The sequence below is a fragment of the Devosia sp. RR2S18 genome (assembly GCF_030177755.1).
GTDB classification, from domain to species: domain Bacteria; phylum Pseudomonadota; class Alphaproteobacteria; order Rhizobiales; family Devosiaceae; genus Devosia; species Devosia rhizosphaerae.
Genome location: NZ_CP126539.1, coordinates 659,170 through 674,149, shown reverse-complemented (window position 1 = coordinate 674,149; position 14,980 = coordinate 659,170). Strand labels below are relative to the sequence as shown.

Sequence of the window (14,980 nt, the reverse complement as noted above, 5' to 3'; positions counted from 1 at the left end):
GGCGCTCATACCAAGTCCCACTGATTAGAACCTGTGCGCCCAATCACGCATTCCGATGGACATGATTTTCCAGGGTTGATCGGTGAGCTTGTTCCAGGCATCGCAGCAATGGTCGAGGATGTCCTCGTAGGAGTTGAAGACTCGATTGGAGAGCCAGTTGTCGCGAATGAACTGCCAGACGTTCTCGACCGGATTGAGCTCGGGGCATTTCGGCGGCAGCGGGAGGATGGTGATGTTGGGCGGGATTACCGTAAGCGGTGTTCCCGCCCCACCTTCCGTTCTTTTGTCAGCCATGAGATTCCGCACGGATTGAAGTTGGTGCGGGAGGTTCTCCATGGACGCTCCATTGGAGTTTCTCACAAGTGGCGGTAGGCGCCGCCGCAACCGGCAATGGCCCGATGATGAGAAGGCTCGGATTGTCGCCGAGACACTTCGACCTGGGACCACGGTGGGCGAGGTCGCGCTGCGGCATGGTCTGAAGGCCAACCATGTCTCCTCGTGGCGGACGATGGCTAGAAACGGGAAGCTGGTGCTACCGGCGCCAAAGGACCAGATGGAGTTCGCGACGTTGATGGTCGCTCCAGTCGTTGAGGATGTAACGGCGGCGGAACCAGTGGCGGCGGTCGGGCCGGAGATCGTGCTGGGATCGGTGGTCATCCGGCTGGAGCCAGGTGCCTCCGCGCGCCGGATTGCTTCGGTCGTTCGTGCACTGACGGCGATCACATGATCTTCCCCTCGAACCGGGTGCGGATCATGGTAGCCACCAAGCCGATCGACTTCCGCAAAGGTCACGACAGCCTGGCTGCGCTGGTCAAGAACGTGTTGCACGAGGACCCGTTCACCGGCACGGTCTTCGTGTTCCGTGCTCGCAAAAGCGATCGGCTGAAGTTGCTCTACTGGGATGGCACGGGTCTCGTCATGGCCTACAAGCGCCTCGAAGAGCACAACTTCAGCTGGCCTGCGGTGAAGGACGGCCTGATGACGTTGAGCCACGCGCAGTTCGAGGCGCTGTTCTCTGGGCTCGACTGGCGGCGGGTTCGGGCGGTAGAAGCGCGGGCACCAGAAGCGGTCGAATAACTGCGGCAGGATGACTCAGGGCTGGTCTTTTTGCGGGATCGGCGGCGCCTGATCTGGTAGATTCTGGCCATGCTCGATGCCGCCGAACTTCCCGATGACATTGCTGCCCTCAAGGCGATGCTGATCGCAGCGGAGGTGCGTGATCAGCGCAAGGACGAGCGGATCGCTCAACTGGAAAAGCTGGTTGCCGCGTTCAAGCAGGCGGCCTTCGGGCGTCGATCGGAAAAGAGCGACCCGGACCAGTTCGAGCTGGCGCTGGAGGATCTGGAAATGGCAATCGCGGTTGTCCAGGCCGCGGAGGACGCCGAGGACCGGCTGGCCCGACGTCCGGCCAAGCCGCGCAGTACCAATCGTGGTTCACTCCCCAAACACCTGCCGCGGATCGAAGAGATCATCGAACCCGAAAGCCTGGTCTGTGGCTGTGGCGGCGGGCTGCACTGCATCGGCGAGGACGTCTCCGAGCGGCTCGACGTGATCCCGGCCCAGTTCCGCGTGATCGTGACCCGTCGCCCCAAATATGCCTGCCGGTCCTGCACCGACGGCGTGGTGCAGGCGCCGGCGCCCGCTCGGCTGATCCCTGGCGGGCTGCCGACCGAGGCCACGGTCGCCCATGTCCTGGTCAGCAAGTATGCGGACCACCTCCCGCTCTATCGCCAGGCGCAGATCTTCAGTCGTCAGGGTGTTGATCTGGACCGCTCAACGCTGGCCGACTGGGTTGGTCGGGCCGCCTTCGAGTTGCGTCCGGTCTATGCTGCCCTAATGGCGGATCTGAAGCGCTCATCCAAGCTGTTCATGGATGAAACTCGCGCGCCAGTGCTCGATCCCGGTGCCCGCAAAACCAAGACCGGATACTTCTGGGCCCTGGCCCGCGATGATCGTCCCTGGAATGGCACCGCACCACCCGGTGTTGCCTTCACCTATGCCCCGGGCCGAGGTGGTCTTCATGCCGAACAGATATTGCAGGGCTTTGGCGGCATCCTGCAGGTGGATGGCTATGCCGGCTACAACCGACTGATCGCGCCCGGCCGCGTCGGCGCGGGTATCCAACTCGCCTATTGCTGGGCCCATGCCCGTCGCAAGCTGATCGAGATCACGCGCGCCGGCACCGCCCCGATTGCGGAAGAGGGTGTGCGGCTCATCGGCGAGCTCTATACCATCGAAGCCGAGATCCGAGGCCTGGGCCCCGAACAGCGTCTCGCTGCTCGCCAGGAACGATCCGGACCAGCCGTCGCCCGGACAAAGGCTTGGCTCGACCTTCATCGCGCCCGCGTCTCCGCGAAAGCGCCGCTTGGGGAGGCCTTGAGCTACATCGCCAAATACTGGTCGGGGTTAGTGCTGTTCCTCACCGATGGCCGCATCGAGCTCGACAACAATACCGTTGAGCGGACCATCCGCCCGATCGCGCTGAACCGGAAGAACGCGCTCTTCGCCGGCCATGATGCCGGTGCTGAAAACTGGGCTGTCATCGCCTCGTTGATCGAAACCTGCAAGCTCAACGCTGTCGATCCCTATGCCTGGCTGGCCGCAACACTCCACGCCATCATCGCCGACTACAAGCAGAGCCGCATCAACGATCTGCTGCCGTGGAACTATGCTGCAAAGCTGGGCGATTGACGCTCTTGGCTCTGGCGGCATAATCGGAAACCACCAGCAACGAGGCGCCCTCCCAATCAGTTCGAGACCGACAGCGAGGCGCGCGATGCTGCCTTAGCCGCTCTAAACAGCGAAGGAGCCATCGCCTTCATGCGCGGCAACAACGTCGTTCAGTTCCCTCGACCCTGAGCCCAAGTGGCCGCAGAACACCGCTTACGGATTACCAGGTCCCTGGACAGGTGCCAGCCGGCCTGATCCAGGAGAAGCACGGCGTGAGCCTGTGGCGCGACTGCCGTGGCGATCTCGGCAGGTGCAGGTTCATGGCCGCGGTGTTGCAGAAGGGCAGGACGAGGCCAGCACCCTTGCCCTGCCGGGGACAGATGGCTCCAAAAATGTAGGTCGAGACCGTGCGCTGATCGTTTGGTGCGCAGGGCCGTGTGCCGCGCTTTGCCCAGCGTCGTGTGATCTTGTTCTTTTGGCCGATCCGCGCCTCGTCGGCGAACCAGATCTCTATGTCGGCGGAGTTGATGCGCTTTTCGAGCGCGATCTCGTCCAGGCGGGCGCCGAACTTTTTTTGAACGTTTCGATTGCGCCTTCGGCCTGGGAGTGGTGTCGCGGGCGAGCAGAAAGCTTGCGATAGCCCATTGCTCGCAGTTCCCGGCTCAGGGTCTGCTTGGCCACACTGATGCGGAACTCTTCAAAGATCCATTGTGCGAGGTCAACCAGCCGCCAACGCACGACGCCATGAACCGCCGGGATCGGACCACTCTCGATCATTCTTGCGATCGCCACCCGATGCATGTCGTTTAGCCTGGAGGGCTGTCCGGGCGCCTTGCGGTCGATAAGCCCGTCCGGCCCCTGGGCGTTGAACTTGACCACCCAGTCCCGCACGATCTGCAGCGTCACCCCGCCGATGCGAGCCGCATCGGTGCGCGATGCACCGTCATAGATTGCCGCCAGCGCAAGAAGCCGCCGCGCCTGCGGCGCGTCCTTTGTCTTGCGGGCAAACACCCTCAACTGCGACGCCTCGAAATCATCTCGTAACGGAACCGGCATGGCGAACCTCCCTCGTTCGCACTTATGATTCAGAAACCAACCGATTTGGGAATCCCCGCCGAGTCACGGTTATCGAGATTCGGTATTAGACCTACTTTGAACACTGCTCGGCGTCCAACACTGCGGCCCGTTCTGAAAGGGCGGTCAGCAAACCAGTTTGAAAGGCGCCTAGCAGCAGCCCTTCATTGAAGCGATCACCCCTAATTAACGCCGTCAGCACTCTGGCCATCTCCGTCTCTGTCGCTGTTCTCACCCCTTCCAGGCGGTTTAACCGCGCGGCTTCGGCAGTTCCGTTCCACTCCATCCAATGGAAGTCTTGCTCAACCCATCCCGCCTCGTAAGCCATTTCAATAAAGTCACGCCCCGTATCGCCTAAGCTCACATATGCGGGGCTGCCGGGGGTTGAATTCAATTCCCCGAAATCGTCTCGGTCTTGTAAGCGCGTTCTGAACTCCGCGAGCCGTTGGATCCGAAGGCTGGTATTCGGCATTTCACATCTCCCAAATAGCGCCAATGCGTTGCATGGCTAGAATTCCTCAGGACCGTCCTCACTCAGTTCATCGATGTGTCTAAGGATGTTGGGGTCCCCCCCTTGTCCGGAGAGAAGCTCGATCAACTCAGAGACAATTCCCAGCTTCTTTGCCCCCTGGGGTATTCGACTTTGCCGATGTTCCAAAGTCGCCCTGATCTGCTCAAGCGTTTGCGCCGCTTGGTCAGCTAGCACTGAGCGGTCGCGAACCAGCGCCCAGGGCTCGACTTCACGGTACCTCAATAGCCCCGAAAAACTCAGAAGCGTGTTCTTGAACTTTATATGAAAGCTCTGCTGAGTTTTGAGCTCCTGCAGTACTCCCACGAGCTTCTCTGCTATGTCATCGACAAGCTCGGAGGAAAGCGCATAAGGCGCTCTAGCTCGCCTCGACAGAACAGAAGACAGTGCCCCCAGCACTGTGCTGCTCATCTGCCGCTGCGCCAAGGTGGATATCAGGCGCGCAATTAAGTCGACATCCTCTACTGCACGCCCCGCCCCAGCTATGATCACGGTTTTGGATCTAGGGGCGGACAATAGTGGATTGAAGGCCCCACACTGCTCCTGCTCCAGTGCTGCGACCAACTGCTCTTGCACAGCTATGGGACAGCGGCCGAAAGCCCAAGTGGTGAATAGAAGAGCAGTGTTGTTTTTGAACGGTGACCGACGTCCTTCCGCAACCGCCAAGACGGCGTCCCCCACGGTTGCCAACGCAGCATCCAACTTTCCTGTTGCTTCTTCTGGAACGCCTTCAGGCACATGGCCATCAGTGCTGATAGTTCTGAAGCTGCGGCCGTATTGCGGCAACCACTTGCTTCGCCTAATCGCATCCGCGAGCGGCTTAAGCTGGATTGACTTATCCTTAGACGCAGTAGCCAGCACCGAAGCCAGTCCGGGCGATCGCGCATCATCTTCCCAAGCTGCTGCATGCGCGTCCTCCACAATCCTGTTGGGGATGATAGGGGCCGGCCGCTCGAGTGCCTCGAGAACCTCTTCAGGAGTGCGCTGGTCCGGATCTAAGCGATCCCACTCCAGCTCGATCGGCTGAAGTTCGGGCCAGTCCTTTGAAAGCAGAGATAGCTTGGCCCAACTCTGTCCAGGTGTCTGCTTGAGAGTGAGCTCTACACCAACGTCGTGCTCGGGCGGCTCGGAGACCGAAACGGTCCAATGGCGTACCTCGGAAGCTCCTTTCAGGACAAAGAAATCGATCCGGTCTTTGCCGCGGCCCCAACGATGCCCCGTTATTGGGTCGGAGACGTACTCTCGGTTCGCTGGAACAGTCGCAGTTGCCGGCATCAGGCTGCGGAAGGTTGGCCCCGCATGCTCCAGAACTGCCAAGCTTATCGGTGTGAGATGATCAAGATAGTGTGGAAGGCCTCTTTCAATCAAACGCCCAGCGCGAAGCGCCCCACGCGACAAGAACTCCCAAGAGACAAGCTCAAGGCCGGGGAAATGAGGCTCAAGTTTCCTAGCAAGGGTAGTTGCTAGTTGTGGCTCAAGGGGGGTGGCTAACAGGGTCCTCTCGCTTACCCAGCGTGGTGGAACTTCCTCGGTCGGCTCGGGCAACAAGTCAGCTGGCAGTGCAGGCGCAAGCACCTCCATCCAGGTACCATTGTTTCTTCTCAAGATTTCTCTGTCGCCTGGGCAAGCCTCTCCAAACAGCAGTCGAGCTGGCAGACGGGTTTGTTCGGCGCGAGAGTCTCTGAGTTCGTCGTTTAGAGCTAGTGTCTCGGCCAGAAGTCGACCCCGTAGAGCGTCCAGTCCCAACTCCGAGAAGAGCGTTTCCCCATAGCCATCCCGTTCCGGGGCGAAGTGGTCTGCATAGCCGTCCACCTGCCGGAGGGTGAGCTTTTGAACTTCTATGCCCCTCTCGGCGTGGACAAGCACCGTAGTAGCCGTTTTTTCGGCAGATCGAGGTATTCGCCCTTGAGCAAAAGCCTCTAAGAACAGCGCGACAGAGCGCCAAAGCAATATTGGCCGAGCGCGCTTTCGCCCGCGGAGTGACTGTAAGACCCGAGATTGAGCGCCCTCTTCGAATTCGGGTGAATCTGGTACGTTGACCACAATGGATTGGGCGCTCTTCGACAGAGCCTCAACGGCTGCGTACCAAGCTGGCCAGTCACCTGCAGAGGCTCCCGCGACAAGTTCGTTCCAGAGTTCTCTCACTAGAAGCCTGCGTTCGGAAGCGCCTACACGACCCCAACCGGCTCCTCTGCCATGAGGCGACAACAAGGCCTGTGGGCCACCCACCCAATCGCCGCTTTGCCCTTTTACGGCTACACCTTCCACGCCGCCCTGGAGCACCTTAATCTCCGCGAGCAGAGCCCCCGAGGTGTCTGGCTCCCAGTCTCTCGCCGAGGTATCGCGCCAACCGTTGATGTCGATGCCGAGCCAGCGCCTCACCGGCTAACCTCCCGCTCTACCATGCTGATGATGAACTGAGCGATGGTATTGATCGCGTCCCGCAACCCTGGTCCTTCAGAGGCCATGCTTACCGCCAGGGCTGAGCCTTCTGCCTCGACCACTTCTAAGGTCTCGTGAGGAGCAGGACGGATCACTAGGCTGCCGACCACACCGGCACTCCGATACCGTTGGATTAGGGTAGCGACTTCTGTCACTTCCCCCCTTGGCAGGCCGCCCGCGGCGTCCCACAAGCACCACACCGGCAGGTATTTGTGGAAGCCAGCAGGATCGTCAGTATGTCCAAAGCGAACCCACAGCTGCGTTCCGAGATCGGCCTGTGCGCTTGTGCGCTCGGCGACACGAAATTGCACCTCAACAACGACTTTATGGTCTGGGAGATGGAATACACCCAGAGGGTTGTCGTGTGAAATCCAGGACCCTTGCTGCTGTTCCTCCCTGAAAATGAGAGGAGCAGACGCAATTAGTTTGGCCCCAGAGATCGTCCCGATTGCTACATTTAGCGCAAGGGCGCAGAACTCTTCCCAAGACGCGGCCTGCCATATCCACAGGTCATCAATCTGCTTATCTTGATCGAGTAGCTCTTGCCATGCTTCCCAAACGGCATGATAGCTCGGGTTCTGTTGAAGAACGAAGTTCGGGGTTACGCCGGGCTCGGTTGAACGGATATTTAGCTGGGTGAAATCTCGCGACAGTCGCTTAACGCGCTTGCCATAGTCCTTTACCCGGAGCGCCCGACCAGTTGCTCGTTTTCGAGCGTTGCGTTCCAGGTAGTCACGAGCCACAAAACCAGCAAGTTCGGAATAGGCTCTTACAACTCGGTTTTCGAGAGTATCGAAGTTTTCACGCCGGACCACAGCCAGGACGCGCTGAGCGTCGCCTGCACGTTCCGCAAGTGTTTCCCCAGGTTGGCGAACCAGCCAATTCATGGCGCGGCGGTCCATCTCCTGCACTCTGGCGAGGGGGAGCATTTCATGCGTACGCCGTAGTACACGACGTGGAGACCGATCGAGCTCGTCCAATGTGCGCGAAAGTTCGAGCGCCTGACGAACGATAACGTCCATCCGCGGGTCGGCTTCGTCGGTGTCTTCTGTCCACCGCCGTCGCAGCTCCTGCCACAGATTGGCTGGGTCCGCGATGGCATTCTCTACCTCGCGGAGACGGTCCCACACCGACTCGGCTCTTAGAAGTAGATGACGGGCGGCAACTTCTGCCGGCGTCTTGGGCTCTAATGTAGTTGGGGGACGGCTATAGCCATTGAGCCAGATTATCTGGGTTTCCCCAATTGGTCCTACAAGCGTCGTGGGGGCATTACGACGAAGAGCCATTGGTAGCAGATGAAGACTTCTCGGGCGCCCCGTCAGGCCGAACCCTGCGACCGGCGCCAAGCCTGCTAGCCGCGTGCTCGTTGTGATGTGCTCCGAGTTGGGATCAAACAACCATAAGGAGGAACGGTGATCATCCGGAATGATCAACTCTCCGGGGCGGATCCTGAGCCGATGCTTGCCAGTTGCTTCAGCGAGTGCCCACGGCCGCAACCAAACTTCGGGAACTGCCCTCATTCGCCTCTAGTGAGCCCCCGCCAGACAAAAAGACCTGTTCCGGACTCCTGCTGCTGGCGAAGATCAGCAAGGCGATCGGCAAACTGGGGTTCACTCAAGTCGCGGAGCAAACGCTCAAGATCATCGAACTCCTGTCCACGGCTTTCCAGATCGACTCCACGCAGCTTCGGGAGAATTCGATACTCAATTTGATCGGCCAGTGGTGCCTCATCACCTTGCCCATTTCGATCTTTTGGATAGTTCGCAATGTAAGCCAACATTGCGTCCCTTAGCCGGTGCCCAAACGGGCGACCGCAGCGTTCCATAATCTCTGCCAGTTTCCCGATGTGACCATCGAGATGGCGGCGTCGCTGATCACTCATTGAGTCGGGCGCCTGCAGCCAACTGCGCCACTGCGTGAAGCTCTGACCCTCTTCCGGTCTCTGTGCTCTTGCATCCGCGGGTGGTTTTTCGAAGTTGCGGGGAGCCGCGAACTGCATGACGTTGCTTCGGTCCAAAACCTTGTCAGAAAGCGACTGCGTGCTCTCGTCGTCATTCATGGTTCCGGCGAAAAGGATGTTGTGCGACGGAAAGAGCGAGAGTTGCTGCTTCAATCCTCTGATATCCAGCGGGATGCGGGCGTCACTGCGCTTGGTACTATCGTCCGCCTCAGCTTGGCGCGGCCGAGCTTCTAATCGGCTCAAGAACTCTGAAAAGTAATACTCCACTCGTGCGAGGTTCATCTCGTCGAGGAGAACAAGCGCCATGTGGTCGCCGCGGTCCCCCTGAGAGAGCCCGGATGTGTCAAATGGATCCAGCTGTACAAGCACTCGAGCGAGATCCGTGGCCCTATAGCGCTTTTCTACATAGTTGTAGAAGCCGAGAAGATCCTGAGGACTATCCCATCGCGGTTCGACCGCAATCTGCAGGAAATGAATACCCATAGCCTCCGCGTACCGGCGGGGTAGGAGGCTCTTGCCGGTTCCCGAAACACCCGCGAGAACGGTTAGCTGAGAATAGTCATTGATCTTAAGCGCAGTGTGGAATGCCTTAACGGCTCTGTCAGGATACTTGAGCCCAAGATCCCGAAGGTAGAGTGATACCTCCCTAAGCGCATCCGCTTCCTCCCGCTTACGCGCGCGTAGTATCGCTGGCTCAGCAAGCGAACCCGGTAGCTGCCGCAAATCGGCAAGCAACGCTTGATCGTTGGCTGGCCCAGCTTCAGTGCCAGTTTCCGCCGAGAGTTTTGCCCGAAGCGCAGAGAGCCTTGTCACATCCTCTTCAAGACTGGCGGCCTGAGCTCGCATCTGCGTGAGTGAAGCTCGAACGTTGTCTGCTTCGTCCTTCAGGGCCGAGGCATCTGCAATGTCTGATAAGAGGCGCTCTTGTTCCACCGCGAGTGCAGCGATCCGTGCATCCATCAAACGGGCTTCCTCCAGCGCCTTGAAGGCCATTTCTCTTTCAGCGCGGAGAGGCCCCAACTGCCCGTCAAGTTCCAGCCGTTCAGCCGCCAAACGGTCGATATCGGCAGCAAGACCCTCTAGTCTTCGCTCCGCCTGCTCAACGGCGCGTTCTTTGGCTTCTCTCTCTTGGTCAATGCTATCCCAAGCCTGCTGACGTTCGCTGAGCTTTTCCTCAAGTGCGGCTAGATGCTGCTGCTTCTCAGCTAACTCTGCCGCGACGTCGGCGGCCTCCCGCCTGGCTGCGTCGATGTCCATGCGCGCTGAGGAGAGATCGTCCATCTCAGCACGCAGTGAAAGGATCCGCTCCTCGTATGCAGTCACCTCAGCGATTAGCCTGTCGCGTTCTTGGATCTTCTGCTCGACCAAGCTCAGTTCATCTCGCCTTTCTGCGAGAATGCGCTCCTCTTGTTGGCGCAACTCCCGAACATTTTCGTAGCGAGTAGCGTCGGGTAGGCGCTCACGGCGGATTTGGAACACGATTCCGATGGCGGAGGTGAGGATAGCCAGAAGAGAAAGCGCAATGAGGGCTGGTAAGACCAGCGTAGAAGCGTCCATGGAGGCCATCATCGTTGTAGGTTAGCAGGATGCGTGCCGGCAGAGGGGGCACTATCGGGAGAGCCAGCAGCTGGACTAACAGAGTCGGTCTCCGCTTGCGGGTCCGGTATGCTGGCGGAGGCGCCGCTATTCCGCGCATCAGAAGCCGCAGCTTGTTGCCCTGAGCGCAAGATGCGATCTTCTACTTCTGCAAGTTGCGCCTGCGCGTTGCGCAACTCGAGCTCCACATCCGCAAGTTGTATTGCTAGCGCTCGAGCCGCAGTAAGTTCCGCCTGCAGCTGCTGGAGCTCTCGTCGGTGCAGATCTAATTCTGCACGCAAGGTCGTCAGAGAGGCTTCCGCCGCTTCGCGAGCTTGCTGAGCGGCGGCGGCAGCGGCTTCGTCGAACTGTGTCAGAGCGGCTCTCTCTTGCACAGCTGCCAACCTTGCCCGCTCACTAGTCAACTCTTCTTGCAAGCCCTGTATTTGCTGTTGGAGTCCAGCAGCACGCTCTTCATCAGCCTGCAAGTCTTCGGACCTAGCCTCAACTCGAGCTTGAAGCGCCGCCTGCTCCTCGCTGAGCGCCGCAACTTGCTCTCCAAGGGTCGTCTCCTGCGCCTGCAAGTCAGAGATGCGCTGGCGAGTTTCACGCTCGCGCGTTTCGGATGCTACAGCTCGTTCTCGCGCATCATCAGCCCGTTGCTGAGCGCCCTCAGCCCTGGCCTCGGCCTGCTCAGCAGCTTCTGTCGCGGCAGCTTCTGCTTCGGAAGCTGCGGCACTTCTAGTCTGCGCCTCCTCCATGCTGCGCCGAGACGCTTCAGCCTGGGTGGAGAGCCGCCCCGCTCGCTCCTGTAGCTCGGCTACCTCGGTAGTCAACCTCGCCAATGTCTCTTGAGCAGATTCTGCTGCGTCTTCGGCTTCCCTCTCCTGGATACGAGCCTCTCCTATCGAGCGGTCAAGGTTTGCCTTCTCAGTTCTCAGCGGAACGAGCTGCTCCTCGACCGCCTGCCGTTCACGGGCAAGCGCTTCCACTTCTGCACTTAGAGCATCCCGCTCCGCCCTAGCATCGTCGCGATCTGCGACAGCCGCCCTCATTTGGCGGTTTGCACTGTCACTCGCGTCCTGCGCCTGATTGAGAGCTTGGAGCGCCTGATCCCGTTCTCGCTTTATCCGCTCCGCGTCAGTGCTGGCCGCTGCAGCTTCCTCGCGGTTAGCTTTGAGTTGATCGATCTCAGATAGAAGCCCCTGGCGCTGTTGCAGCAGAAGGTCGGCTTGCTGCTCACGCCTTAGCACTTCCGTTTCGCGAGCATCCATCGCACGCTGGTTGCTCTGAATCAGAATGAACACAAAGAGGTTGAGGCAGAGTACCAAGATCCCCAGGCCGGCCACCAACCAGATCCAAAGGCCTTGAGCGGGCGATTTGCGCCTACGACTTGGCCGCTCGTCGCTCGTTATATTCTCGTTGGATTCGGTCAATACAGCCCCCCATATCAGCTTGCAGTTCATGCACCCAGAAGCGCATGACTCGCCAGCCCCTTGCCCTCATTTCTTCGTCGCGTATGCGGTCACTTACTTTGCGTTCTCCGTCGGCGTCCGTGTGCCACCGGCGTCCATCGACTTCGATGTTGATTTTTGCCCCATCTGGGTCGAGGGCGAAGTCCAGATATTTTGAGCCAACAGGGTACTGAGGTACCGGCTGAAGTCCTCGATTCCGCATTGCGGTGTCTAGCCGGCGCTCCCATAGGCTATCGAACGGCGCGCGTGGAGGACTCCAATTGCCGTTGGCCTTACCAGACAGGTACTCAATGTGCTTGATGCCGCATCTCTGGGCGTACTCTAGATCGCCGACGACTATGCAGACGGCGCGGGCTCGGCTGATCGCAACATTCAAGCGACGCCGCTCTTTTGATAGAAAGGTTCGTGCCGAAAAAGGCGCTGACCTTGTTAGAACAAGAGAGAAGAAGATAACGTCGGCTTCTCCACCCTGAAATTTGTCAATGGTGGCGACATGAAGGGCAAGGCGCTTGCGCTGTTCGACAGACAAACGGCTGCTCACTTCCCTCGTAATCAGTGCCACTTGAGCGTTGAACGGCGACAAGACGCCAACTGAACCTCTGAAGCTGTCGTCAGCAGCCAGGTCCGCCAACAGATCGCAGATGCGTTTGGCCTCGTCGGCGTTAACGGTACCTCCATCCTCGCGTGTGGCTAGTCCTTGAACGTCTTCCCACGCCAACCCCGGCTTGTAGGCTTTAGGCGGATTGAAAAAGTCGTTCTCGCGTCGACCAACAAGCCGGCCTTGGTAGAAGTCGGCATTGAGGTAGTCCACAATTGCAGGGGCGGACCTAAACTGATCCCGGAGGAAACAGCGTTGTGCCATGGTTCGACGGCTCGCGAAGTCGAACAGAGAATTAGTGCTTTGCGCAAAATCAAAGCGGCTCGTCTTTGGCAGCCCCGCCGCGTCCATCAATGCATGTTCGGTTCGATTGCTCAGGCTCGGAATGAAGCGGAGCTGCATGGGATCGCCGACGATTACCGCCCGACGGGCCCGCGCCAGTAGAGGGAGCGCTGATGCAACGTCGCATTGGCTCGCTTCATCGAAAACAACATAATCAAAAAGCCCCGGTATCAAAGGGATCCGAGAGGGCACAGACAGTGTGCTCATTGCCCAAATAGGCCGATGGCGCACCACATCTGCCGCATCGGCCGCAGAGAGGGCGGTGGAGCGTTTAACTCGATTAAAATCCAGGTCCCGATACCGATCTGATATTCGGCGCCATTGCTCCGCATTCGGTTTGGTACGAAGGGCCGCCACTTTCCTCAGCAGACCGAGCGCACTTTCGAAGGTTTGCTTTGCTTCGGCCTTCCCGCTCTCCAGCTCGGCAGTAGTCCGGGCTATCAGCGCCCTTAACTCACCCCTGCGCTCCTGCACACTGGCGAGGCTCGCCTCCGCCGGGAGCGCATCCAAGATATTCTGCGGCCTTGGCGCCCTAATGCGGCGGAATAAAGCTAGTAGCCAATTCAGTCGCGAGGCATGACCCCACATTCGCTTTGGCTCGGGTGCATCCTGACGGTCCGCTAATTCAGACAGTGCACTATGTGCATTTTGCAGTAGATGCATTCTACGCCGGTTTTCGCCAGCACGAGCGGCGGCATCCACAACGGATTTGAGCTGATCATCAACATCACCAGCACCAGCACTCTGAGCTGCTTCCTCTCTTGCCAATTCTGCCATGACATCGAGGAAGCTAACGTCACGTTCCCCTTCGGCGTCTCTTCCTCGTACCAAGAGGGGGACGTCAGAAATGAGTTCAGCCAGTCTCTTTTCTACTTCGTTCAGAGCCTGATGATTTTTCGCCGCAAACAAAACGGACCGCCCGTTCAAAACAGCTGACGCCAGTAGCGTTAAAATCAGTTGGCTCTTGCCAGTGCCGGGCGGCCCTTGAACAACGGTTAGAGGGCCGGCCAGGCATGCGTCAGCTGCCAAGAGCTGACTATCTGTCAAGTCCGAGATAGGAATGGGAGAAGCAATCGGATCTCCCGCTGACGACCCGCCGACAAGCATCCGGTATAGCGCCGAGTCTTGTAGAGCTTCCGCCGGCAGGCTCGCTAGGCTTTCCAGATCCGCCGCAGCGCCCTTGGTGAAGGTAGCGTCCTCCGACAAGAAAAGAGCTGCAGCGTTACGAACTCCTTGCGACGAAAGTGGAAGTGATTGCGCTAGATCGGCGGGTCGGAGCTCACCAGCACCGAGCGTTGCCAGCGCATAGCGAATGCGATCTCCAATGCCCGCGAGTCCCTGCTCTTCCGCATTAAGAAGCGTTTCGAGAAGCTGCTCCTGGTTCCACTTTGAATTCCTCGCTGCTCTCTGAAGCCATGCAGGATTGAGACTAGGTTCAACAGCTTCGGGAATGATGCGGAGATCAGCACCATCAATGCGCCAGGTAACAGGTACGATCAGCCCGGGAATACAAGCAGTACCCTCTGGTGTTTGGAAGACCGAAACAGGCCAACCAACGGCAGCCGTTCTTAAGGTCCGACGCTGTAGTGCTTCTCTGAATCCCTCGGGAAGGCGCTCCATTGCGATGGTGAGTTCAGCTTCTGTCCACCAGTGCCCGCGGGTATGAAACAGCTGCCATACTTTTCCATGGCGATCTGCATACTCCTCAATGCGCCCTCGTGGGTCTTGGCGTTGCGTTGCAGCAAAGTACCTAAGGAGGCTCGAGAGCTCAGGTAGCTCCCCCGGGCTACGCCCGCTCTCTAGTAGGTCAGCAGTTTCAAAGCTGGAAGCTTGTACGCTCCGGACGAGGGCGTTTACCGCATGAAGCGTCCCTGTGTCCGATGCTTGTAGATCGGAGGGCTTTGGCGCAGAGCTCTGTTCCCCGTTGCTCTCCCTCACCGCTGCCCAACGGCCATCCGAATTGCGCCTGATCTCGCCCCTCTCGGCAAGGGAACTCAGAGCGGCAAGTAACTCGCTTGGTGGCAGCCGAATACCAGACGAGCTTAAACGCGAGAGCAATTGCGCATTGCTCACCCCTTTGGGGTGCATTTCGAGCATGCGTCTGATGGTAACGTCGAACAAAGAGATTGGGTACTATGCGGAATACAATACGCCACCACCCTACGCACCCGGTATCTGCACGGCAATGGTGTTCTAAGTTTCTCGTCTTAAGCGGTGCGGGGTCTTCTGGGTTGACTGTATTTGTCACCCCCGTACCTGAGTCTGCTGCTGCAGGTTGGACCACGCGGTTGCTTCGGAGCTCGCGAAGAGAGGAG

The 14,980-nt window shown here is 58.9% G+C and carries 10 protein-coding genes and 1 pseudogene; 3 read left to right on the top strand and 8 right to left on the bottom strand.

From position 1 onward, the window contains the following. Positions 1 to 24 precede the first annotated feature (24 nt). Entirely contained in the window at positions 25 to 336 is a 312-nt protein-coding gene (locus QOV41_RS03300) for a transposase (RefSeq protein WP_284579498.1), read from the bottom strand. Between QOV41_RS03300 and tnpA the strand changes: the two genes are divergently transcribed. The 3 genes from tnpA (at position 335) to tnpC (ending at position 2,691) form a co-directional block, all read left to right on the top strand. Further along, positions 335 to 727, top strand: a complete 393-nt coding sequence (gene tnpA / locus QOV41_RS03295) for an IS66-like element accessory protein TnpA (protein WP_284577183.1) — start codon at positions 335 to 337, stop codon at positions 725 to 727. The genes QOV41_RS03300 and tnpA overlap by 2 nt on opposite strands. Further along, on the top strand, positions 724 to 1,077 hold the full coding sequence (gene tnpB, locus QOV41_RS03290) for an IS66 family insertion sequence element accessory protein TnpB (protein WP_284577182.1): 354 nt from the start codon (positions 724 to 726) through the stop codon (positions 1,075 to 1,077). The genes tnpA and tnpB overlap by 4 nt, the downstream gene beginning before the upstream one ends. 69 nt (positions 1,078 to 1,146) lie before the next feature. After that, entirely contained in the window at positions 1,147 to 2,691 is a 1,545-nt protein-coding gene (gene tnpC, locus QOV41_RS03285; RefSeq protein ID WP_284578503.1) for an IS66 family transposase, read from the top strand. 197 nt (positions 2,692 to 2,888) lie between these two features. Here tnpC and QOV41_RS03280 read toward each other — a convergent pair. The 7 genes and pseudogenes from QOV41_RS03280 to QOV41_RS03250 form a co-directional block, all read right to left on the bottom strand. After that, a pseudogene (locus QOV41_RS03280) lies at positions 2,889 to 3,726 on the bottom strand (IS630 family transposase); the annotation flags it as partial. A 91-nt stretch (positions 3,727 to 3,817) separates the two neighbouring features. Next, positions 3,818 to 4,216, bottom strand: coding sequence for a DUF6508 domain-containing protein (locus QOV41_RS03275; protein WP_284579496.1), 399 nt, complete (start codon positions 4,214 to 4,216; stop codon positions 3,818 to 3,820). A gap of 36 nt (positions 4,217 to 4,252) precedes the next feature. Then, positions 4,253 to 6,139 carry a hypothetical protein gene (locus QOV41_RS03270; RefSeq protein ID WP_284579494.1) on the bottom strand — a complete coding sequence of 629 codons (1,887 nt, stop codon included), beginning with the start codon at positions 6,137 to 6,139 and terminating at the stop codon, positions 4,253 to 4,255. A gap of 512 nt (positions 6,140 to 6,651) precedes the next feature. Continuing rightward, a complete protein-coding gene (locus QOV41_RS03265; protein WP_284579492.1) occupies positions 6,652 to 7,737 on the bottom strand; it encodes a DUF2357 domain-containing protein in 1,086 nt (361 codons plus the stop codon). Between the two features lie 494 nt (positions 7,738 to 8,231). Further along, complete coding sequence (locus QOV41_RS03260; protein ID WP_284579490.1) at positions 8,232 to 10,232, bottom strand: AAA family ATPase; 2,001 nt, start codon at positions 10,230 to 10,232, stop codon at positions 8,232 to 8,234. Between the two features lie 8 nt (positions 10,233 to 10,240). Beyond that, the gene (locus QOV41_RS03255) at positions 10,241 to 11,686 is read right to left on the bottom strand and encodes a coiled-coil domain-containing protein (RefSeq protein WP_284579489.1); all 1,446 of its coding nucleotides are present in this window, start codon (positions 11,684 to 11,686) and stop codon (positions 10,241 to 10,243) included. Further along, entirely contained in the window at positions 11,637 to 14,285 is a 2,649-nt protein-coding gene (locus QOV41_RS03250) for an AAA domain-containing protein (protein ID WP_284579487.1), read from the bottom strand. Before QOV41_RS03250 ends, QOV41_RS03255 begins: the two co-directional genes overlap by 50 nt. Between the last annotated feature and the right edge of the window lie 695 nt (positions 14,286 to 14,980).

Coding starts and splice junctions, on each gene's coding strand:
- tnpA (WP_284577183.1), top strand. CDS start 335: ATGGACGCTCCATTGGAGTTTCTCACAAGTGGCGGTAGGCGCCGCCGC.
- QOV41_RS03300 (WP_284579498.1), bottom strand. CDS start 336: ATGGAGAACCTCCCGCACCAACTTCAATCCGTGCGGAATCTCATGGCT.
- tnpB (WP_284577182.1), top strand. CDS start 724: ATGATCTTCCCCTCGAACCGGGTGCGGATCATGGTAGCCACCAAGCCG.
- tnpC (WP_284578503.1), top strand. CDS start 1,147: ATGCTCGATGCCGCCGAACTTCCCGATGACATTGCTGCCCTCAAGGCG.
- QOV41_RS03275 (WP_284579496.1), bottom strand. CDS start 4,216: ATGCCGAATACCAGCCTTCGGATCCAACGGCTCGCGGAGTTCAGAACG.
- QOV41_RS03265 (WP_284579492.1), bottom strand. CDS start 7,737: ATGGACGTTATCGTTCGTCAGGCGCTCGAACTTTCGCGCACATTGGAC.
- QOV41_RS03260 (WP_284579490.1), bottom strand. CDS start 10,232: ATGGACGCTTCTACGCTGGTCTTACCAGCCCTCATTGCGCTTTCTCTT.
- QOV41_RS03250 (WP_284579487.1), bottom strand. CDS start 14,285: ATGGAGCGCCTTCCCGAGGGATTCAGAGAAGCACTACAGCGTCGGACC.